18 protein-coding genes are annotated in these 21,148 nt (G+C 47.0%); 14 read left to right on the top strand and 4 right to left on the bottom strand.

Annotated elements, in window-relative coordinates; all coding sequences use genetic code 11:
- Positions 1-107: 107 nt before the first annotated feature.
- Positions 108-524, top strand: coding sequence for a hypothetical protein (locus tag ACQSGY_RS28570; protein ID WP_184183482.1), 417 nt, complete (start codon positions 108-110; stop codon positions 522-524).
- A 68-nt stretch (positions 525-592) separates the two neighbouring features.
- Here the strand turns inward: ACQSGY_RS28570 and ACQSGY_RS28575 are convergent, their stop codons facing one another.
- Positions 593-1,291: a response regulator transcription factor gene (locus tag ACQSGY_RS28575; protein WP_427181943.1), complete on the bottom strand. Its 699-nt coding sequence runs from the start codon at positions 1,289-1,291 to the stop codon at positions 593-595.
- 305 nt (positions 1,292-1,596) lie between these two features.
- Between ACQSGY_RS28575 and ACQSGY_RS28580 the strand changes: the two genes are divergently transcribed.
- The 6 genes from ACQSGY_RS28580 to ACQSGY_RS28605 all read left to right on the top strand — a co-directional run bounded on the left by ACQSGY_RS28580 (position 1,597) and on the right by ACQSGY_RS28605 (position 10,534).
- Positions 1,597-4,443, top strand: coding sequence for an ATP-binding protein (locus tag ACQSGY_RS28580; protein ID WP_427181945.1), 2,847 nt, complete (start codon positions 1,597-1,599; stop codon positions 4,441-4,443).
- A 415-nt stretch (positions 4,444-4,858) separates the two neighbouring features.
- On the top strand, positions 4,859-6,205 hold the full coding sequence (locus ACQSGY_RS28585) for a cytochrome ubiquinol oxidase subunit I (protein ID WP_111268391.1): 1,347 nt from the start codon (positions 4,859-4,861) through the stop codon (positions 6,203-6,205).
- Positions 6,202-7,236 (top strand): cytochrome d ubiquinol oxidase subunit II, encoded by a 1,035-nt coding sequence (locus ACQSGY_RS28590; protein ID WP_427181948.1) that lies wholly within the window; start codon positions 6,202-6,204, stop codon positions 7,234-7,236. The genes ACQSGY_RS28585 and ACQSGY_RS28590 overlap by 4 nt, the downstream gene beginning before the upstream one ends.
- Positions 7,237-7,243: 7 nt before the next feature.
- Entirely contained in the window at positions 7,244-7,444 is a 201-nt protein-coding gene (locus ACQSGY_RS28595) for a hypothetical protein (RefSeq protein WP_145406027.1), read from the top strand.
- 80 nt (positions 7,445-7,524) lie between these two features.
- A complete protein-coding gene (locus ACQSGY_RS28600; protein ID WP_427181950.1) occupies positions 7,525-8,598 on the top strand; it encodes an MBL fold metallo-hydrolase in 1,074 nt (357 codons plus the stop codon).
- Positions 8,599-8,908: 310 nt separating this feature from the next.
- Positions 8,909-10,534 (top strand): ABC-F family ATP-binding cassette domain-containing protein, encoded by a 1,626-nt coding sequence (locus ACQSGY_RS28605; protein WP_427181951.1) that lies wholly within the window; start codon positions 8,909-8,911, stop codon positions 10,532-10,534.
- Between the two features lie 122 nt (positions 10,535-10,656).
- Here ACQSGY_RS28605 and ACQSGY_RS28610 read toward each other — a convergent pair whose 3' ends face one another.
- The gene (locus tag ACQSGY_RS28610; protein ID WP_111268396.1) at positions 10,657-10,845 is read right to left on the bottom strand and encodes a hypothetical protein; all 189 of its coding nucleotides are present in this window, start codon (positions 10,843-10,845) and stop codon (positions 10,657-10,659) included.
- A gap of 301 nt (positions 10,846-11,146) precedes the next feature.
- Here ACQSGY_RS28610 and ACQSGY_RS28615 point away from each other — a divergent pair, with 301 nt between their 5' ends.
- On the top strand, positions 11,147-12,034 hold the full coding sequence (locus ACQSGY_RS28615; RefSeq protein WP_427181954.1) for a cation diffusion facilitator family transporter: 888 nt from the start codon (positions 11,147-11,149) through the stop codon (positions 12,032-12,034).
- Positions 12,035-12,138: 104 nt separating this feature from the next.
- Here the strand turns inward: ACQSGY_RS28615 and ACQSGY_RS28620 are convergent, their stop codons facing one another.
- Together ACQSGY_RS28620 and ACQSGY_RS28625 are read right to left on the bottom strand one after the other, a co-directional pair.
- Positions 12,139-12,651 (bottom strand): hypothetical protein, encoded by a 513-nt coding sequence (locus tag ACQSGY_RS28620; protein WP_111268398.1) that lies wholly within the window; start codon positions 12,649-12,651, stop codon positions 12,139-12,141.
- A gap of 376 nt (positions 12,652-13,027) precedes the next feature.
- Positions 13,028-13,192, bottom strand: coding sequence for a DUF1328 domain-containing protein (locus ACQSGY_RS28625; protein ID WP_090924476.1), 165 nt, complete (start codon positions 13,190-13,192; stop codon positions 13,028-13,030).
- Positions 13,193-13,412: 220 nt separating this feature from the next.
- Here ACQSGY_RS28625 and ACQSGY_RS28630 point away from each other — a divergent pair, with 220 nt between their 5' ends.
- The 6 genes from ACQSGY_RS28630 to ACQSGY_RS28655 all read left to right on the top strand — a co-directional run bounded on the left by ACQSGY_RS28630 (position 13,413) and on the right by ACQSGY_RS28655 (position 21,143).
- Positions 13,413-13,916, top strand: coding sequence for a DUF948 domain-containing protein (locus ACQSGY_RS28630; protein WP_427181956.1), 504 nt, complete (start codon positions 13,413-13,415; stop codon positions 13,914-13,916).
- 68 nt (positions 13,917-13,984) lie between these two features.
- On the top strand, positions 13,985-14,521 hold the full coding sequence (locus ACQSGY_RS28635) for a hypothetical protein (RefSeq protein WP_427181957.1): 537 nt from the start codon (positions 13,985-13,987) through the stop codon (positions 14,519-14,521).
- Between the two features lie 94 nt (positions 14,522-14,615).
- Complete coding sequence (locus ACQSGY_RS28640) at positions 14,616-14,960, top strand: general stress protein (RefSeq protein ID WP_110898371.1); 345 nt, start codon at positions 14,616-14,618, stop codon at positions 14,958-14,960.
- Between the two features lie 349 nt (positions 14,961-15,309).
- On the top strand, positions 15,310-16,479 hold the full coding sequence (locus ACQSGY_RS28645) for a PP2C family protein-serine/threonine phosphatase (RefSeq protein ID WP_427181959.1): 1,170 nt from the start codon (positions 15,310-15,312) through the stop codon (positions 16,477-16,479).
- Positions 16,476-20,201, top strand: coding sequence for a response regulator (locus ACQSGY_RS28650; protein ID WP_427181961.1), 3,726 nt, complete (start codon positions 16,476-16,478; stop codon positions 20,199-20,201). The genes ACQSGY_RS28645 and ACQSGY_RS28650 overlap by 4 nt, the downstream gene beginning before the upstream one ends.
- A gap of 69 nt (positions 20,202-20,270) precedes the next feature.
- Positions 20,271-21,143: a CheR family methyltransferase gene (locus ACQSGY_RS28655; RefSeq protein ID WP_188594205.1), complete on the top strand. Its 873-nt coding sequence runs from the start codon at positions 20,271-20,273 to the stop codon at positions 21,141-21,143.
- The last annotated feature ends 5 nt before the right edge of the window (positions 21,144-21,148 follow it).

Consider the following 21,148-nt stretch of genomic DNA (forward strand, 5'->3'; position numbering starts at 1 on the left):
GATGTGAAGAAATACGAAGATTGTTAACACTTCTTTCATGTTTGCACACAAACATTTTTAAATGAAACCTGACACAATAGTGGGAAGAAGCTAATGGAGGTATACCTATGGAACCTGTTGCTGTACTAACAGATGGAGAGCGATGTATCAACTACGAGGAAATTATTCAATTGTTTATGGATTGGATTGATGCTGCGCCATCGGATTCAGTAAAAGAAACAGGACGAGGAGATTGGGAGAAATCCCGTTATTGCATTGTAGATTATCGAAATGCTGAACAGGCTGTTGCCGCAGCCAAGGCTATTCGTGCTTTTGTACCCGATGTGCCTGTGTTGGTCCTTACCGATTTTCCATCATCTATTCGCAAACGTCACCTGCAGCAGATTACGGGTACGGGAGCTGTGAAAATGATGCTCTGGAATGAACAACATCCTGATCAGTTGAAGAGTAGCATTGAGCGGTGGCTGCACACTTTGGAATATGGAGCACCAATAACCATGCCTTCCGTTCTATACCTCAGGTAGAACGATAAAAAGCATGGTGCCTGCACAACAGTTTAACCAAAGTTGTTTATAAAACTGAACTAAATGAATTAGACGATATATTTATAGCCTGTGCCCCACACCGTTTTGATATAACGTGGATTTTTGGGGTCAGGCTCTATTTTTTTGCGCAGACTGGAGATATGTACATCAATGGTCCGATCTAGATAGGCACGTTCCGAACCTTTAATTCGGTCCATCAGCTCATTGCGGGTGAATACCTTGCCCGGATTGCGATAGAATTCCTTCATAATTTCAAACTCGATGTGAGTTACCTCCACTTCAACACCGTTCACAAATACCGTTCTTCGGTACTCATTTACACTAATCTGTCCCGCTTCCTCAACCGTACGATTTTCTTTAATCGGTTTCTCCTGATACGTAATAATAGAGCGTCGCAGCAAAGCTTTAATTCTCGCGTCCAGTTCCTTCAGACTGAAGGGCTTGCATAGGAAGTCATCGGCACCATTATGTAAGGCGCGCAGTCGGTCGTTCAGCATCGTACTTGCCGAGATCATCAGCACAGGAACGGTGGAGTTTTGACGAAAAGCATCAACGAGCTCATTACCATCAATCTCTGGCAGCATCAAATCGGTTACAACAATATCTGGCTGAAACTGTGGAAATAGATGAAGTGCTTCACGGGCGTGGTGAACCCGCTCGGTTATGTATCCTTCCTCCTCAAGAAAAAAAGCGATCATGTCCGCTAGGTTTTTTTCATCTTCTATAAGAAGTACTTTGATTGACATCACTTCACACTCCTGGTGACATAGATTTGTTAAGAAAAAACGAGAAAATGGCTGAAAATACTGCAAAAATTTTAATGTTTCTATTCCAGAATATAGGAAGTATATGTAACCTGCAAATGGTTTTAGATATTATTAACGTAGTGTAACATGTGTGTATTTTTTTGCCGAATCATAATTATTCCCAAACGTACAACAGACATTAATTACAGTATAATGGATCAGAGTGAATTAAGGGGAAAAAGATCGGGTTACCACGGTTATCTCCTGAAGAATTACGACGAGTCGGGCGGTGAGCATACATACCTATGAACTGGATATCGGGAGTAAGAAATCTGCGGAAATGGATGGTACTCCAACTGAGACAACCCTGGATTGGAACGATGGTTCTGATCCTTTTTGGCACCATCAATGCCATTGTTCCATATACGTTGTTCTATGGCGTACAGTTTATGATGATGAGTGCCGCGGCGCTGATTGCCCTCCGAATATACGGGGGATTGTATGCTTTTACTACACTTGTGTTAATAGGTCTGTCCAAAATACTGATTACGGGCCTGGACTCGCATTATTTTTATGTTATGACTGCCCATTTTATAGAGTTAGGGTGGATGTTTGGCTGGCAGCTGCGTTGCGAGAAGGGCAGTTTGATCAAGGCGAATGCTGTTTTCTGGGTTGTGATGCTGCTTCCAGTGATCTGTTCTGGACACTATGTACTAGGTTTGAGTGTTGAAGATATAAAGTATGAGTATATGTACATTGCTGTTGTCAGTATGGTGAATGCACTGATTGCAGGCATCGTCGTGGATTTCTGGGCGACTCTGAGTGAGCATGAGGCGAAACGGGCGGGTACGATTCCACTGAGAAGAATCGCGTTCAAATATGTTGTCGCTTTTGTAGTGTTTGTTTCCCTTGTTCTGTTATCTGCGGATAGCCGCAGACAGCTAAACCAGATGAATGATGCAATCTTGCGGGATATGAGGCATGCAGCAAGTGCTGTTGTCGAGGATCTGAACAGGCAATATGTTACACCCGAGAATCTGGCAGAAAATGTGGAGCGGTATCACCATCTGCTGGGTGTGAATGTGATTTTGCTGGATCGGAACAGCCGCGTTGTCGTTTCGGGGCTTTCCACCCTTCAGCCGGGTGAATCTGTGGACCTGAGTTCTTTCGAGGTATTAACTTCGCTGCGAGGCCCCATGCTGCTGAATTCCAAGGAGATACATTACAGTGATGCACTGGAGCACTGGAGACAGGCATCCTTTATCTATGAAGCGGAAGATGCGTTAAGCACACCTTACCGAGTATTCGTCGAAACCAATTCGTCACAATATTACCCTCAGATCGAAAACATATATCTGACAACATTGCAATCCTTATTCGTGATTATTGTCGCATCGATGATTGTGGCTGCGCCACTGAGCAGCAAAGTGGTCAGTCCTTTATTGCGGCTGACCCGTCTAACCGGCTCCCTCCCAAGGCTTCTGTTCCGCAATCGGAATTTGGACTGGCCGAGCAGCCATGTAACCGAGGTTCAGATTCTGATCGGGAACTTGCGCAAAATGGCAGACGTGCTGCTCGAACAGTTCGAACAGATTCGGCTAGACAAATTAACACTGGAAGACCGGGTCATCGCCCGTACCAAAGAGCTGAAGAACAGCGAGGAGATTAAACGCGCTATTATTGAGTCATCCATTGACGCAATTATTGCTGTGGATTGCCAAGGGATAATTATTGAATTCAATCCCGAGGCAGAGAGAATGTTTGGACTTGGGCGGGAAGAGGTTATGCTTAAGAAGGCTCCGTCTCTTTTTCAAGGGATCAGCTTCCTGGAAATTAAGAAAATGCTTCAGCAATTTAAGTATGTTGAGGGCAAGAGATATACCACGGTGGATGAAATATCAGGTATTCGCAATGACGGCTCCCTATTTCCAATCGAATATAAAATTGTGGAGATTCAATTGGGGAACAATGAGTCACTGTACAATCTGTTCATCAAGGATATTACCGAACGTACACGTGCTGAAGAAGACCGGGTGCGTCATGCCCTTGTATTGGAGCACTTGAATCTGGAGCTGTTTCAGGAGAAGGCAGCTATTCAAGAGCAGCGCGATATCAGTGAGCAGTTTATCGAGTCTGTTCGCGAAGGACTTGTGATGTCAGATCGTTCAGGAACCATTACGATTGTGAATCGCCGGATAGAAGAAATGTTTGGACTGGGCAATTTCCTGGGAGAATCCATTATCGATCTGGCTCAGGCCATTGATACGCTGGTTTTAACCGAGGGGTTTAATCTGACGGAGCAGACCAGAGCATTTCTGAACGGGGAACAGGCATTTATTGAGACGAATTTCTATTTTGACAATGTAGAGCAAAGTGTGTTTTCCCTGTACATGAAGCAGATGGATGTACCGAGTAAAAATCATGGATTTCTGCTCGTATTCCGCGATTTGACAGGGGAAGAACGGCTGAATCGCATGAAGAATGAACTGATTAGCGTAGTCTCTCACGAGCTTAGGACCCCTGTAGCAACGATTATGGGCTATGTCGAGCTGATGCTGATGTATGATCTTCCGGCATCACAGCGTAAAGAATTTATGGAGACGATCTCATCGGAGGGCAAACGTCTTAGCAGCCTGCTGGATGATGTGCTGGACATTCAGCGTCTCGACAATGATGGCATGACCTATCACATGACCTATGCTCCACTTGTGGAGCTGGTGGAAGGTGTTGCCGAGCAGTGGAATCGAAAATCTTCTCAGCGAATATATGTGCACGCTTTTAACGGTGATCTTTTTGCTTATGCAGACCAGAACAGAATCGTTCAGGTGCTGCATAATCTGATCGGCAATGCAGTGAAATACTCTCCTGGAGCAGATCGGATTGATGTTACGTTATGGGAGGAAGATGAGGCTCTCTGCATTGATGTGCGGGATTACGGCATTGGCATTGCGGAGAGTGAGAAGCACATGCTGTTTAATAAATTTTACCGTGTGGACAATTCAGACCATCGTCAGATTGGTGGCACGGGTCTGGGCTTGTACATTTCTCGCAAAATTGTCGAGGATCATCACGGAAGCCTGACCTTTATGTCGGCGCCGGGCAAGGGCAGCACGTTTAAAGTGCGGCTGCCTAAGCATGAGGTGGTTCTCTGAAACTCTTTTTTAACTCTACGGAGGCTTTTATCTTTTGGCACGTGGCTGTGCAAAAAGATAAAGGTCTTTTTTGTCGTTATCGTGATGCTTTTTTATATTATATTTTTTGTTTTAACGTCATCCGGGATAAAAAAACAGGAAATTTTGCACACTGTATATAGAGCCATAATTTGCATCCTGTGCAAAAAGGAGGACGACACGTTTATGTTTCGCAATCAAGAGAAAAAGCTCATTATCGTCTGTCTGGTGGCGGCTGTAGTGGTGCTGTATGCGGTTGTCAAAAGCATCATCCGCATTATGAGTTACTGAGCGACCGCTCAGGCAGAGTGAATCCGCCGCTGTACATAACCCATAACGATACAACGACAACAAAGTGCAAGATCAATAATCATTACACCGAAAGAGGAGTGTACCCATGTCATCCCTGGACCCTGTTCTGCTGAGCCGGATATTGACCGGCCTGACCCTGTTTGTGCATATCATCTTTGCTTCCATCGGCGTAGGTGTTCCGCTCATGATTGCTCTGGCTGAATGGCGAGGACTGCGCACCAATGATATTCATTACACGCTGCTCGCGAGAAGGTGGGCGCGAGGTTTTGTCATTACCGTGGCGGTTGGTGTAGTTACAGGCACATCGATCGGGCTGCAGCTGAGCCTGCTGTGGCCGATGTTTATGCGTGTCGCCGGGCAGGCGATTGCACTGCCGCTGTTCATGGAGACCTTCGCCTTTTTCGTAGAAGCAATCTTTCTCGGGATATACCTATATACCTGGGACCGTTTCAAAAAGAAGTATACGCACATGCTGCTGCTCATTCCGGTAGCTCTTGGCTCATCCGCCTCCGCAATTTTTATTACAACGGTGAACTCTTTCATGAACCAGCCGCAAGGCTTCACCTTGATCAACGGCATCATGAAGGATATTGACCCGATTGCTGCCATGCTCAACCCGGCAACACCGACCAAAGTATCCCATGTTCTTGCCTCATCCTATACCTTGAGTGCGGGTGTGCTGGCAGGTATTGCAGCGTTCAGCCTGCTGCGCGGGCGGGATCATGTTTATTACAAAAAAGCGCTCAAGCTTACGACGGTATCTGCGCTTGTATTTGCGATCAGCACCGTTATGATCGGTGACTCATCCGGTAAATTTCTGGCGAAATATCAGCCGGAGAAGCTGGCAGCCGCCGAGTGGCATTTCAAAACGATGAAGGAAGCACCGCTTGTCTATGGCGGAATTCTGGATGAGAATAACGAGGTCAAATATGCGATTGAAATTCCCTACGCTTTAAGCATCCTGGCAGGCAACCGGCCGGATACGGAAGTAAAAGGACTGGAAGAGTTTCCTGCCGATCTGAGACCGCCGCTGTCTATCCATTACATGTTTGATCTGAAGGTGACGACAGGTGTCATCATTCTATTGATCCCGGTGCTGTATGTGCTGCGCCGCTGGCTGCCAGGACGCAAGCCATATCCCAAATGGCTGCTGCTTGGCATCGTGCTGCTGGGGCCGCTCGCCATGATTGCCATCGAGCTGGGCTGGATGTTTGCCGAGGTGGGCAGACAGCCCTGGATTTTGCGCGGATACATGAAAGTGGCTGAAGCGGCTACGACCTCCACCTCCGTGGGCTGGATGCTGGTACTGTTTATTCTGCTCTATCTGGTGCTGTGCTTCTCCTGCATCCGTGTGATCAGCAAGCTGTTCCGTAACAAGGAAGCGGAGAAGGAACTGGATTCGCTTGGACTGGAAGGAGGCATCGTGCATTGAGCTTCGAAATTGCAGGCATCGCAATATTGTGGACGTTCCTGTTCGGTTATCTGATTGTGGCATCGATTGATTTCGGTGCGGGGTTCTTCAGCTTTTACAGCATATTGACTGGACATGAGAACAAAATTCATAACATCATTCAGCGCTACTTGTCCCCGGTATGGGAAGTGACGAATGTGTTTCTCATCTTTTTCGTGGTAGGGCTGGTCGGATTTTATCCCGACAGTGCCTTCTATTACGGTACGGCCCTGCTTGTGCCGGGCTCGCTGGCAATTGTACTGCTGGCGATTCGGGGCGTGTATTACGCTTATAACACCTATGGCAACCATGGAAAAAACAGCAGGATCTATCTGGCGCTCTATGGAGCAACGGGATTGCTGATTCCGGCGGTGTTCTCTACCATTTTGGCCATATCCGAAGGCGGAATCATCGAGCAGGTGGGCGAAAAGGTGTTTTTTCGCTGGCGTGAATTTTTGACGAATCCCTATACATGGTCTGTTGTACTGCTGGCTTTGGTCAGTGTGCTGTATATATCGGCGATGTTCCTGTCCTATTATGCGAAGCGGGCGGGGGATGAGACGGCCTTTCAGGTGCTTCGGGAATATGCGCTGCTGTGGAGCCTGCCCACCATTTTTGCGAGTTTTCTTGCTTTTCTGCAAATCAACAAACAGAACCCGGCTCACTTTGAGCAAATGGTCAACATGTCCTGGATGTTTATCGCATCGTTTATCTGTTTTGTGATCGCGGTATCGCTTGTGTGGAAAGAAAAGTATCTGGGCTGGTGTTTTATCGCAGTGATGCTCCAGTTTGCTTTTGCTTGGTATGGATATGGACGCTCGCATCTGCCCTACATACTATACCCGTACATCAACATCTATGACAGCTTTACCAACCGGACGATGGGCATTGCATTGATTACGGCTTTCAGTCTGGGACTGCTGGTGCTCATTCCGTCACTGGTGCTGATTATGAAGCTGTTCCTGTTTGATGCCAATTATGTGCGTGGTAACGCGGGGAAAAAGAAAGGATGATATCGCTATGTTTCTGCTTCCGAACATTCTAAACGGGATCGTTCACTGGCCTCTTCTGCAGGAAGAAGGGGTCAGGGGAATTCCGGGCATCACGGGTCTCAGCTTCTTTGAGACGTTTACCATTATGTACGCCCCGCCTCTGATTATGGTGGCTGCCATCGTTTTTTTGTTTGTATATATGGCGGTTTGCAAAAACCCTCAGGATTGATTACAACAGTACTTGTGGTAGATCCACGCCTGATGAGGGTAATCTGATGATAAGATCTGAGGAAGGGAGGAGGCCCCTTCATGGCTAAAATTCGGTATAACAATATCGACAACGTCAGCACGGACAAAACGCTGAAAGAGTTTAAGCAATGGAGAGAACAGCGCCGCCGCAAGGTAAAAGACTATTCCTACAAAGTTCCCAAGCATGAGCCTGAGCTGGATTACCTGCATGCCAACCGGGAAGAAACAACGATAACGTGGATTGGACATTCTACTTTTTTCATCCAATACTATGGGCTTAACATCGTGACTGACCCGGTGTGGGCGGAAAAAATGGGATTTCAACGCAGGCTCGGTGCCCCCGGCATTCCGATTCAGGATATACCGCCACTGGACGTGATCCTCATCTCTCACTCCCACTATGATCATCTGCATCTGGCTTCGCTACGCAAGCTGGTTACATCGAAGACACTGCTGATTGTGCCGGATGGCCTTAGACGCAAAATGATCCGCAAGGGATTCCACCGGTGTCAGGAGATGAAGTGGTGGGAGCATATCGTGCTTGGTGGTGTCAAAATTACATTTGTGCCTGCCCAGCACTGGACACGCCGAACGTTATTTGATACCAATACGTCCCACTGGGGCGGTTATATACTGGAGCCAAACCATGCCGTGCGAGCATCGGAAGAAAGCGCGGCTGCGCTGGAGACATCGGTTAGCGATGTGCTTGACGGGCAGCGTGCCCACAAAGGTGAACCAATGCTGCAAAAAGCTTGCCCGCCTGTAGTATATTTTGTAGGTGATACGGGGTATTTCAAAGAATTCAAGACGATCGGAGAACGTTTCGACATTGGTGTAACCCTGATGCCCATCGGGGCATACGACCCGGAATGGTTCATGACATCCCAGCATGTCACACCGGAAGAGGCACTGCAGGGCTTCGTCGAAACGAAGTCACAGCTGATGGTGCCGATGCATTATGGAACGTTCAAACTGGCGGACGACACGCCGAAGGAGGCGCTGGACCGGCTGGAGGCTGAACGAAAACGGCTCGGTATTGCAGAGGAACGGATTCGTGTACTGGGACATGGCGAGACCTTGCGCATCCGGCATGAGGCTGATGATATGAATCAGGATGCCGGACTGGAACGGTAGTCATGGTAATAGGAAAATGCATGAAAAGATTTTGATGAACATCGCTGAACAGGGCTAACAAAAGCCAGCCATATATGGTAATCTATAAACATACGTGCATGAACAGCATATTTACCAAAACTTTAATCCGTAAAAAGCGGCTGATTTTCGAATTTGCCGTTTTTTTGTGTTATAATATGGTGCCAGAATAGGCATCGGATATTGAATCCATGATTGAAGCAGGCGAGCATGAACGTGTATGGATACAAACGTGCTCTCAGGCTGCTATTCATGCAGTATGCAGATTAACCAATAAAGGATGGTATGCTTAATGATCAGTACAAGCGGCATCACGCTCCGCTACGGAAAACGTGCGCTTTTTGAAGATGTGAATATCAAATTCACGCCAGGCAACTGTTACGGCTTGATCGGCGCGAACGGAGCCGGAAAATCAACATTTTTGAAAATTTTGTCCGGTGAGATTGAAGCCAACTCGGGAGAGGTGCACATCACCCCGGGCGAACGTATGGCCGTTTTGAAGCAAAACCACTTTGAATATGATGAGTACCCGGTTCTCGAAACCGTTATTATGGGTCATGCTCGTCTTTATTCCATTATGAAAGAAAAGGATGCCCTGTATGCGAAGGCAGACTTTACGGAAGAAGATGGCCTGCGTGCAGGTGAGCTTGAAGGTGAGTTTGCGGAGCTGAACGGCTGGGATGCAGAGCCGGATGCAGCGGCACTCCTGATTGGTCTCGGTATCGATCGCGATATGCATGACAAAAAAATGGTAGAGCTTAGCGGTAACGAAAAAGTCCGCGTATTGCTGGCACAAGCCTTGTTCGGTCGTCCGAACAACCTGCTGCTCGATGAGCCTACCAACCACTTGGATCTCGAATCCATTCAATGGCTCGAGAACTTCCTGATGGATTATGAAGGTACCGTTATCGTGGTATCCCATGACCGTCACTTCCTGAACAAAGTATGTACGCACATCGCGGACATCGACTTTGGTAAAATCCAGCTGTACGTAGGTAACTATGACTTCTGGTACGAGTCCAGCCAACTGGCGCTTGCTTTGCAGCGGGATGCCAACAAGAAAAAAGAAGAGAAGATTAAAGAGCTGCAGGCCTTTATCCAACGTTTCTCCGCGAACGCTTCGAAATCTAAACAGGCGACTTCCCGGAAGAAACAACTCGACAAAATTACGCTGGATGATCTTCGTCCGTCGAACCGTAAATATCCGTTTATCAACTTCAAGCCTGAGCGTGAAGCGGGTAAACAATTGCTGACTGTGGATCGTCTAAGCAAATCCGTTGAAGGCGAGAGCATGCTCAACGATATCAGCTTTGTGGTAAACAAAGGTGATAAAATCGCTTTTGTTGGCCCGAACGGCAACCCGAAATCACTGCTGTTTGATGTGCTGATGGGTGAAACAGAAGCTGACAGTGGCGAATATACTTGGGGAGTAACAACAACTCAGGCCTATTTCCCGAAAGATAACTCCAAGTATTTTGATGGTGTAGAGATGAGCCTTGTGGATTGGCTGCGTCAATACTCCAAAGATCAGGATGAAACGTACCTGCGTGGTTTCCTGGGTCGCATGCTGTTCTCCGGGGAAGAAGCTTTGAAAAAGGCGAGTGTATTGTCCGGGGGAGAGAAAGTGCGTTGTATGCTTGCCAAAATGATGCAGACTGGCGCGAACGTGCTCATTCTGGATGAGCCGACGAACCACTTGGATCTCGAATCCATCACCGCATTGAATAACGGTTTGATTGATTTTGATGGCACAATGCTGTTTACATCCCATGACCATCAGTTCATTCAAACGATTGCTAACCGTATTATTGAAATTACGCCTACAGGTCTGATCGATCGTCAGATGAGCTACGATGAGTATCTCGAAAGCGAAGAGATCAAAGAGCTGCGCAGCAAGATGTATCCGGTAGAAGCTTAAGCCCTATTGTAGAGTCCAAGTGTTAAATCTAAAAACAAGCAAAAACCGCAAGTCCTCCAGGGAGGGCTTGCGGTTTTTTTGTCAACGCATGCTCAGCTGACAGCTGTTAGACTGACTTGAGCCTAAGAGCCGCCTGTACGGCGACGCTGATTGTTAGGCTTTTTGTTGTTCTGACTTTTCATAGCCTTTGGTCCGCCTTCAAAGTAAGCACCGGATTGGCCGCCGGAATTTGCCTGTTCCTTCTTCTGTGCCAGCTTCTGACGGATTGCATCCTGCAGGCTGATCTTTTTGGGTTCTTTATTTTCGCTCATTGTATATCCCTCCCGGTCGTGCAGTAAGCCGTCCAAATTGGACGGGATGTACTCATTTTATACGTTTTATAATGGCCTCACAAGGGCAACCTGATAAAATGCCGATTTCCACCAGTTTTGCCTAAGCCAACATTGTTTCTTATTCTCTACAGCCCTGCCTTCTGTAAACTTTGTTTCAGCTTCCCTACAGCCCTGTGGGTTGGCAACACTGTTTCTGTAGACCCACATGATCTGCATTTGGTACCATGATTAAACCGTTACTGGATTTGTGAGAAGCATTAGGAAAAGGAGTGTCGTCCGCTTGAACGCATATGAAGAAATACGTAAAGGCGAGCGAGGGGCCTGGATTAGTATTGCGGCTTACCTCGTTTTGTCAGCATTTAAGCTCATTTGTGGATATTTGTTTGCTTCCAGCGCTTTGATCGCAGACGGCATCAATAATGCTACCGATATTGTGGCATCCGTTGCGGTGCTGGTCGGTCTCCGCATATCGCAAAAACCGCCGGATTCGGATCACGCTTATGGTCATTTTCGGGCAGAGACGATCGCGGCATTAATTGCCTCATTTATTATGGCAGTTGCAGGGCTTCAGGTATTGGTCGAAGCGGTTCGATCCTGGTATGCAGGGGATTATGCAGCTCCGAATCTCTGGGCAGCTGGTGTAGCCGTGATCTGTGCTGTGGTCATGCTGGGGGTATATCGTTACAACTCCCGTCTGGCCAAGAAGATTAACAGTCAGGCTTTGCTGGCGGCAGCCAAAGATAATCGCTCTGATGCCTGGGTAAGTATCGGTGCTGCACTTGGCATTGTCGGTGCTCAATTCGGTCTGCCTTGGCTGGATAAAGTAGCAGCAATTCTTGTTGGCCTGCTGATCTGCAAGACAGCTTGGGAGATTTTTCGTGATTCAACTCATTTGCTCACAGATGGTTTTGATCAGAAAGAACTAACGGACTTAAGATCTACTGTTGCTCGTGTTCCCGGTGTCGAGATGATCAAGGATGTGAAGGCGCGTGTGCATGGCAGTCATGTGCTGGTGGATGTGGTCATTGAGGTAGATGGTAGATTAACGCTGGTGCAGGGACATGAAATCTGTGATCAGGTAGAGGAACGATTGAAACGTTCCCACAACATTATGCATGTTCACGTGCATGTGGAGCCTCGAACCGAAGAGGCACATCAACCAACATAATTTTTTTCAACGTGAAAATATAACAATTACGTGTACATCTAAAAAAGAGGACAGACGCAACACGCGCTGTCCTCTTTACTTATATAAGAAACGATTATACGATATTATTGAATCGCAACGTGAATCCAAGCTTTGCCTTTCCAGGTGTACACTTGAACCCATTCGCCGCCGTCGAATCCGTCAACAACCTCACCTGTTGTATCAACGATCTGAGCTCCCAGAGCGCCAATCGGTTTGCCGTTTGGTGCATCATAGAACCAGGTGCGCTCCAGCAGGTTCAGCAGCATTGTTGGTGCAGTGACTTCATCCCCTGGTTTCACAAGAGGCTCTTCAAACTTGATGTCTGTTTTGGATGGTGTTTCTGTCGTTGTTGAAGTGCCTTCAGTACCTGTAGAATCAACAGTTGTGCCAGTTACGGTTTCTGCTTTGCCTTCAACGGTCTCTACAGCAGGTTTATTCACCTCAACAGCCGGAGTTGTTTCCGCTGGTGTAGTTGAAGTCGCTTCTGTACCGGATGTTGTGTTTACTGTGCCCGTAACCGCTTCCTCTGCACCCGCAGCGGCAGCCATCGAACCCATCAAAGTTAAAGCAGCGGCAAAACTTACGATTTTTTTCATTTGTTTTTCCTCCTCGATTAGATATGTAGTTTTGTTGTCCTGAGTTAAAAATAACCAAGCAACCTAGCCTATGAATCACAAATTATAACAATATTTTCTTTGTTTCTCCAGAGTCAACTGGCGCATCTGTGGGTATATAACAGGCTTGTAAAAATCATACTTTCGTGGCATGGAATCCGGCTTGTTATGTCAATTTAGTCCTGTTTTTTCAGGATTTTTCGGCGGTTGATGTTGGAATAAAGCAGGAGGGAGCGTAATACATAGATATAGAAAATAGGAAAGTTTACCTGTATGTAAACAAACAAAAGCCGACGTACCCGGAGGCATCATCGGCTTTTGTATGTAATCACATGATTCAGATCAGGCAATAGTGACTTTATCGCATTCGGCTTCTTCCTGTAATGAGGGAGATGACAAAAAGTACAACAAAGATAAAGAACAACACTTTTGCAATGGAAGCTGCGGCTTCAACAATGCCAAAGAAACCGAAGATGCCAGCGACCAGCGCAATAATCAGAAAAATAACAGACCATTTCAACATGAGAGATCATCCTTTCGTGATATAGTTTGGCGTGAACGATGCTGTCTCACTGCCCTGTGTAGTCTAACCTTAACCGGGGTCCAATCTGTTGAAACATGGTGGATTTTTCTTCTTCTAGACGGAACCACAGGAACACTCTTCTTTTGTTTCGCCCGGTAAATGCCCGGGTACTAAAGCAATAACCAAACCGCACGCAACTATGGAAAGAGAGGTTTTTTGTATGATCTATCAACTTAGCGTGGCCCTGATTGCAGTGGCATTTGCTGTACTGGTTTTCTTTTTAATTCGTACCCTGAAAGCGGCCCAGGGTTCACTGGACAACGTCTCCCGCACACTGCAAGAAGTGCAAAAAACCGTAGACGAGCTTAGTTATGAAGTAAAGCAGACCGTAAGACATGCCAATGATATCACTGCCGATGTACAGCACAAAATCAAAAAGATTGATCCGGTTCTGGAGTCGGTTGAGAATCTGGGAGAAGTGCTTAGTGAAGTGACGGCGGCAGCCAAGCAGGTATCCAGCACACTGATGACCAAGTTTCAGACGAAGCGAGCCGAAGCAGGCAAAGCAGCTCAAGCCAGTCATGTAACGGCGCCGCCTGCAACGCAGACCGAGCGTACGATGCAATCCTATGATGCTACATATCATGATGAAGCCAAAGGCGGGAAGAACTGGATGGGATATGTGGATATTGCGGCCAATGTATGGCAGCGGCTACGTAAATAACATGACCGTTTGCTGAATGCTGGTGAAACCTTCAGAGCGGTGATGAACCTGATGAAAGGGTGAGAAACATGATGAAAATACTGCTAGTGACGGTGTTTAGCGTAATTTCTCCCTTTTCCGTTCAACCGGCAGCGCCACCTGCTGCTCACGACTTGCAATGGACGGTAATGGAGGAGCAGATGCCGGAGATTATACCGGCGAATGATCGTTCCGAGACGTACGGGCAATTCCGGACTCTGAATGGTGTCTCACTGGAGGAGCGAAAGGGTGCATTGCTGGCCCGAATGGGCCAGCCATCCACGATTAAAGAGGACCCGTACCTGGGATGCGATGAATATCATTTTGAAGATGTACATGTTGGAATATGTGAAGATACAGGAATGATTCAGTATGTACATGTGGAGGGTTCCCAAGAGCATTGGAGCTTGAACGGCACTGTACTGCCGATGCAGATTGACGCCATTCATCAAGCACTTGGCAAACCACATTACATCGCGGAGGATGGCGAAGTATACCTTCGCGGTCATTATGCGATCAAAGTGTATATGAAACCCGGCTCAAGCGAGATCAGAGGTATTGATTTATTTGATGATACGGTTTCCTGAAATCTATCATTCGACTTCCGTTTCAATACAAAATAGTATGGTTATATACTATAAGAGCTCGAGAAAGAAGATCAATCAGAGGAGAGTGGAAACGATGAATTCAACCAACGCGCAAGCTTATGCTAAGGTGGTAGAAAACGGAGTTCAGGCAGTAGAAGCGGTGAAAGAGCTGCAAACTACTGGATACTTGGCTGATCATATCTTCGTACTTGCCCATGAGAAGGATCGTACAGATCGCATTGCAGATACTGCAGATGCCAACGAGATTGGTATCAAGGAAGAAGGATTGTTTGATTCCATGGCGAATCTGTTCCGCTCACGCGGTGACGAACTTCGGGCCAAGATTGTATCGATGGGTTTCACTGAAGCCGAGGCCGATTTCTACGAAAGTGAATTGGATAAAGGCAAGGTACTGGTGATTGCCAAAAAGAAAGATTGAACCTTTAAACCTGGCAGCAGGTTTAAGAACGAAGTGAACGTCTTGCGGACACCTTCCGTAAAGGCTTAATCAAAAACATAGATAAGGAATGGGGTTTACCCCCATTCCTTATCTATGTTTTTGCAAGTTTGGAGGCGGGGCTGTAACAATGCAAAAACAAATGTTTCATGGAAGAAAATGCCCCTTGCTGGTGTGATTTGCAGATAGAAGTTTTCTGGTTATATCCGTATAGTTATACTATGAATTATTATGTCTACTGCCACTTTGAACGCAAAATTTGTATAAATAAGGTTGTTCGCTGAATGCATAATTATCGACAAACCCGGACGCCACAGATAAGGAGAAACAAATGAGAATACTTATTGTTGACGACAATCCGACGAATGTCATTATCATTCGAGAAATTTTGAAAAAGGAAAATTACCGCGATATTGTGACAGCAAGTTCTGCGATGGAGATGTTCGAAATATTGGGGATTGGTGAGGATTCCAGCGAATTACGTCCCAAGCCGTCGGATATTGACCTGATTTTGCTTGATATGATGATGCCCGAAATGGATGGCATTGAGGCATGCAGCATTGTGCAGAAATTCGAAAATCTGAAGGACATCCCGATTATTATGGTAACTGCCATTGGTGACTCCAAAAAGCTGGCGGAAGCGCTTGATGCAGGTGCATCTGATTATGTCACAAAGCCCATTAACAAAGTGGAGCTGATGGCTCGAATTCGGCTGGCTCTGCGATTGAAGCAGGAGAAAGACTGGCATAAGGAGCGCGATCAGCGCATACAGGATGAGCTGAAGCTGGCAGCGATGGTACAGAATGCGGTACTGAGCCATGCAATTGAAGATCCATTGTTTCAGGTGCATGCCATCTATAAACCGTCTTTTGAGCTGGCAGGTGACCTCTATTCGTGGTATCCGCTTGGAGAAGGACGTTATGGCGTATTGCTGCTGGATATGATGGGGCATGGCATATCGTCCTCTCTGTTCACCATGTTTATCGCATCTGTGCTCAAGGATACGGTAACCACTTATGTAGACCCGGAGAAGGTCATTCAGGAGTTGAACCGGCGCTTCAATCAGCTGCATCTCGGTAAACAACTGGTACAGTATTATTTTACTGCCATCTACTTGGTTGTGGATACCCGGATGAAACGTATTGATTATGTAAATGCGGGGCATCCGCCGGCTTTATTTTTCCGCAGTGACGGCAGTGTGACTTCATTTGACAGCGTATGCTGTCCTGTGGGGCTGTTCGATAAAATGGATATTGAACCACAGACCATTCATTATGAAGGGGATGGACATATTGCGCTCTATACGGATGGATTGCTTGAGGCGGTACAGGGAGATCAGGAGCAGCAGCTGGAGTTTCTGATTGAACAATTGAAGGGCTCGCATGAATGGAACGAAGAAGCAATGCAGCAGCTGTTTTTTAACGATGAATTGAATCCCGAACGCGATGATGATAAATGTCTGGTGTGGATTACTCTGGATAAAGGGGCGGAAACTGAATGAAAATCAGGAATAAACTGCTGATTGGTTTTACCGCCTTGATGGTCATTTTAATTGCTCTTACCTTTGTTAGTTATGAACGGCTGAACAGCAGTAATGAGCAGATTGACCAGATGTATCAGGAGCGTTATATGAAAGTGCGCTTTACTTCTGCGGCACGGGGAGAAGTCAATGATATTGCCAAAGTGCTCGCTAACTTGCTGCTCAATCCGACCAATTCCATCAGTGCAGCAGAAGCTGATCTGAAGGAGATGAAAGAAAAGGGCGACGGATATTTGGGGCAGGTGAAGGACCGTGCAGATACCGCCTCTGAGCATCAGCTTGTAGATCGTGTTAACAATGCATGGGATGCGTATACGAATTATGCCAACAGAATCGTCAGTCTGATGGCGCAAAATCGTTTGCAGGATGCGAACAACTATCGCAATTCAACTGGACTTGCCGTGCAGAAAGAAGCAGTCGACAGCCTGAATGCCCTCTCCCGTTATCAGGATCAGGAGATTGATGCCGAGATCAAGGACGCCAACGCTGCATATACCAGAGCGGTCCAAATTACAATAAGTATTATGGTCGCGGGATTGCTGCTGGCTCTTGGGGTAATCCTGTGGGTGCTTCCTAGTATTACACGCGGTTTAAATACGGTATCTATGATGATTACAAGTTTTGGCAAAGGCAAATATAAAACGATTCAGCGAATTCAGATCAAGTCCACAGATGAGATCGGTCAGATCGCGTCCGTGTTCAAGGACGTCTCAAACGATCTGCAAGAGAAGCTGGAGATTGAGAAAGCCTACGTACAGGCCCAGCAAGATCAGAACTGGATGAGCTCCAACATTGCCAGAGTGCCCGAATTGCTCCGGGGCATCGGCTCGATCCGTCAAATCTCCCAGATGTTTATCAGTGAATTTACACCTGTGCTTGGTGCTCAGCTGGGTGTGGTGTATCTGATCGACGAGGAAAAGCATCCGGATGAACTGAGACGTTACGGTTCCTATGCTTTTGAAGAGAATGGAGAGCTCGGTAGAGAAGTCTATCGAGTCGGGGAAGGTTTGATTGGTCAAGCGGCACTGGACATGAGTCCGATTGTATTGGATCACACTCCTGATCATTATGTAAGCATCGGTTCGGCTTCTGGCTCGGCACGAGCTGCCGGCATTATGATCTACCCGGTTGTGTTTGAAGACGAGTTGATTGGTGTCGTTGAACTGGCTTCCTTCGAAGGATTCAGTGAGCTTCATAAGCAGCTGTTTGCTCAGCTCATTATGAATTTGGGTGTCATTCTTAATAATGTGCGGCGGCGTCTGCGTGTGGAGGAACTGCTGCGCGAGTCTCAGGCGCTTACTGAGGAATTACAGGTGCAATCCGAGGAGCTGCAGACACAGCAGGAAGAGTTGCGCCGTTCCAATGAGAACCTGGAGGAACAGACAGGTGCACTGAAAAAGTCCGAAGAACTGCTGCAGCGTCAACAGGAGGAACTGGAGCATTTTAATACCGAATTGATTGCCAAAACCCGGGCGCTGGAAGAACAGGTTCGGGAAGTGGAAGAGAAAAATGATGAAATTGAGAAAACAAAGACACAGCTTGAACAGCAGGCCATGCAATTGTCGATGACCAGCAAGTACAAGTCGGAATTTCTGGCCAATATGTCGCATGAACTGCGAACGCCGCTGAACAGTCTGCTCATATTGTCTCAATTATTGTCGGAGAACAAGGATGGCAATCTCAGCAGCAAGCAGCAGGAATATGCGCAAACCATTTATATGTCGGGAGCCGACCTGCTCAAAATGATTGACGAAATCCTGGACTTGTCGAAAGTGGATGCGGGCAAGATGGATATCAATTATGAGACGGTACGCATGGATGAACTGACGAGCTTTGTTACTCAGAACTTTGGGCCGATGGCGAACAAGAAAGAACTGGACCTCCATATTGATTTTGACACTTCACTGCCGGATTGGGTCTATACAGACAGTCATCGTGTAAAGCAAATTTTACGCAATCTGCTGTCGAACGCATTCAAGTTCACAAACCGTGGTTCGGTGACGCTGAATGCACGGCGAATGAAGCCGGATGAGCTGCCTGGATATCTGAATACGAATCAGGACTATCTCGGCTTCAGCATCAAAGATACAGGGATTGGCATTCCGTCAGATAAAACAGATCTGATCTTTGAAGCGTTCCAGCAGGTGGATGGTACCACCAGCCGTAAATATGGGGGGACTGGTCTTGGCTTGTCCATCAGCCGTGAGCTGGCACGTCTGCTTGGCGGAGCTATACAGGTGGAATCCTCGGAAGGGGTCGGAAGCACCTTTACGCTGTTCCTGCCTGATAATCATGAAGAAGCCGAGCTGGCGGAGGAAGAAGCGACCCGGGAAGCGGCGGTCTCTTCGGAGCCATATCAGGAGCAGCAGTCCTACATGGCAACCGAGCGCTCGTCTCATCAATCCATTCTCGCTCCTGATCCGGAACGCAGCCGGGTATCCCATCTAACCCCAGCTCGCCATTCAGAGCAAGCCCGAATCAAGGATGATCTGGAGCATCTGATGGAAGGCGACAAAACACTGCTGATTATTGAAGATGATGTGAAGTTTGCGCAAATTTTGATGGATATGGCGAGAGGAAGAGGCTTCAAGGCACTGGTTGCTCTGCAAGGAGATATCGGCCTGGAGATGGCTCGTGAATATTTGCCAGATGCCATCATTCTGGATATTCAGCTGCCCGTGATGGACGGATGGACCATTCTTGGGGAGTTAAAAAGCAGCTCGGTGACACGTCATATTCCGGTGCATGTCATCTCCGTTGTTGATGATATGAAGCAGGGATTGATGATGGGAGCCATTGCATATCTGAAGAAACCTTCCAGCAAGGATTCACTGGATAAAGCTTTCTCACATATCGAATCCTATACCGCCAATCAGTTGAAACGTCTGCTCATTGTGGAGGATGACGAGATTCAGCGTAAAGCAATCATTGAATTAATCGGTCATGATGATGTTGCGATTACTGCCGTTTCAACGGGCCAGGAAGCACTAAATGAGCTGCACAGCCAGCGTTACGATTGTATGGTGCTGGATCTGATGCTGACGGATATGACCGGCTTTGAGCTGCTGGACCAGATTCGTGACGATGAATATTTGAATGATCTGCCAATTATTATTTATACAGGCAAAGAGCTGGATTCCAAGGAAGAGCTGAAGCTTCGCAAATATGCAGAATCGATCATTATCAAAGATGTGAAGTCGCCGGAACGTCTGCTGGATGAAACTACCTTGTTCTTGCATCGGGTAGAGGCTAACCTGCCAGAAGACAAGCGCCGCATTTTGCAGAAGCTGCACAATAAAGAAACCTTGTTTGAAGGCAAGAAGATTTTACTTGTGGATGACGATATTCGGAATGTGTTTGCGCTATCCAGTGTGCTTGAGGGATATCGGATGGATGTCACGTTTGCCGAGAACGGCCGTGAAGCGCTTGAAGCACTAGAGAACAATCCTGAATTTGATCTCGTGCTTATGGACATGATGATGCCAGAGATGGACGGTTATGAAGCGATGACCCGGATCAGGCAGAATCCAAGGTTTGAGAAGCTGCCGATTATAGCACTTACGGCCAAGGCGATGAAAGAAGACCGCAGCAAGTGTATCGAGGCCGGAGCATCCGATTATGTGAAGAAACCGATTCAAACGGATCAATTATTGTCATTAATGCGGGTATGGCTGTATTCGTAAGTGTATTGTTTGGGTAATGAAGGACAATAACGAATACGCAAGTAACCAATGATGAAGTGGAGAGAAGCTATGACACCGTGGGAACCTAACGAGACGGGAGCAGATTCAGTCCGTGTACCGCAAGAGGAAGAGCGCGAACTGATCGAGATTGAATTGCTGCTGGAAGGAATGCATCGTTTATATGGGTATGATTTCAGGAATTATGCGCTGCCATCACTGAGACGAAGAATCTGGCATTATGCGCATGCAGAAGGTGTGAAAACCATATCCGGGCTGCAGGAGAAGGTGCTGCACAACCGTTCATCCTTTGAACGGTTTGTGCAGAACCTGTCTATTCCTGTAACGGAAATGTTTCGCGACCCATCGCTTTTCCGCATGTTTCGGGAAAAGATCATTCCGATTCTGAGAACCTATCCATACATCCGGATCTGGCATGCAGGCTGCTCTACAGGTGAAGAAGTGTATTCCATGGCGATTATGCTGCATGAGGAAGGGCTGTATGACAAGGCGCGAATCTACGCAACAGATATGAATGATCGTTCACTGCAGCAGGCCAAAGAAGGCGTGTACGGCATTGAAAAAATGAAGTTATTTACAACGAACTATCTGGAGGCAGGGGGCACCAAAGCCTTCTCCGAATACTATACAGCGAAGTATAATTCCGTTATATTTCACCCGTTTCTGCAGAAAAATATTATTTTTGCCGAGCATAACCTGGCAACAGATCGGTCATTTAATGAGTTTAACGTCATTTTTTGCCGGAACGTCATGATCTATTTTAATGATGAGCTGCGAAACCATGTGCACGGGCTGTTTCATGAGAGCTTGAGCCATTTCGGTATACTCGTTCTGGGGTCCAAAGAATCCATTCATTTTACAGAATTCAGTGATGCCTACGAGCCATTAGACCGAACCGAAAAAATATACCGGAAGATCAAATAGGGGGT

Source organism: Paenibacillus sp. TC-CSREp1, from assembly GCF_050171015.1.
Taxonomy (GTDB): Bacteria; Bacillota; Bacilli; order Paenibacillales; family Paenibacillaceae; genus Paenibacillus; species Paenibacillus silvae.

What these genes read in the sequence shown, in the direction of transcription:
- ACQSGY_RS28610 (WP_111268396.1), bottom strand. Translation starts at nt 10,845, where the DNA reads ATGAGCGAAAATAAAGAACCCAAAAAGATCAGCCTGCAGGATGCAATC.
- ACQSGY_RS28575 (WP_427181943.1), bottom strand. Translation starts at nt 1,291, where the DNA reads ATGTCAATCAAAGTACTTCTTATAGAAGATGAAAAAAACCTAGCGGAC.
- ACQSGY_RS28645 (WP_427181959.1), top strand. Translation starts at nt 15,310, where the DNA reads ATGAGAATACTTATTGTTGACGACAATCCGACGAATGTCATTATCATT.
- ACQSGY_RS28635 (WP_427181957.1), top strand. Translation starts at nt 13,985, where the DNA reads ATGATGAAAATACTGCTAGTGACGGTGTTTAGCGTAATTTCTCCCTTT.
- ACQSGY_RS28570 (WP_184183482.1), top strand. Translation starts at nt 108, where the DNA reads ATGGAACCTGTTGCTGTACTAACAGATGGAGAGCGATGTATCAACTAC.
- ACQSGY_RS28585 (WP_111268391.1), top strand. Translation starts at nt 4,859, where the DNA reads ATGTCATCCCTGGACCCTGTTCTGCTGAGCCGGATATTGACCGGCCTG.
- ACQSGY_RS28650 (WP_427181961.1), top strand. Translation starts at nt 16,476, where the DNA reads ATGAAAATCAGGAATAAACTGCTGATTGGTTTTACCGCCTTGATGGTC.
- ACQSGY_RS28640 (WP_110898371.1), top strand. Translation starts at nt 14,616, where the DNA reads ATGAATTCAACCAACGCGCAAGCTTATGCTAAGGTGGTAGAAAACGGA.
- ACQSGY_RS28655 (WP_188594205.1), top strand. Translation starts at nt 20,271, where the DNA reads ATGACACCGTGGGAACCTAACGAGACGGGAGCAGATTCAGTCCGTGTA.
- ACQSGY_RS28600 (WP_427181950.1), top strand. Translation starts at nt 7,525, where the DNA reads ATGGCTAAAATTCGGTATAACAATATCGACAACGTCAGCACGGACAAA.
- ACQSGY_RS28630 (WP_427181956.1), top strand. Translation starts at nt 13,413, where the DNA reads ATGATCTATCAACTTAGCGTGGCCCTGATTGCAGTGGCATTTGCTGTA.
- ACQSGY_RS28595 (WP_145406027.1), top strand. Translation starts at nt 7,244, where the DNA reads ATGTTTCTGCTTCCGAACATTCTAAACGGGATCGTTCACTGGCCTCTT.
- ACQSGY_RS28625 (WP_090924476.1), bottom strand. Translation starts at nt 13,192, where the DNA reads ATGTTGAAATGGTCTGTTATTTTTCTGATTATTGCGCTGGTCGCTGGC.
- ACQSGY_RS28580 (WP_427181945.1), top strand. Translation starts at nt 1,597, where the DNA reads ATGAACTGGATATCGGGAGTAAGAAATCTGCGGAAATGGATGGTACTC.
- ACQSGY_RS28620 (WP_111268398.1), bottom strand. Translation starts at nt 12,651, where the DNA reads ATGAAAAAAATCGTAAGTTTTGCCGCTGCTTTAACTTTGATGGGTTCG.
- ACQSGY_RS28605 (WP_427181951.1), top strand. Translation starts at nt 8,909, where the DNA reads ATGATCAGTACAAGCGGCATCACGCTCCGCTACGGAAAACGTGCGCTT.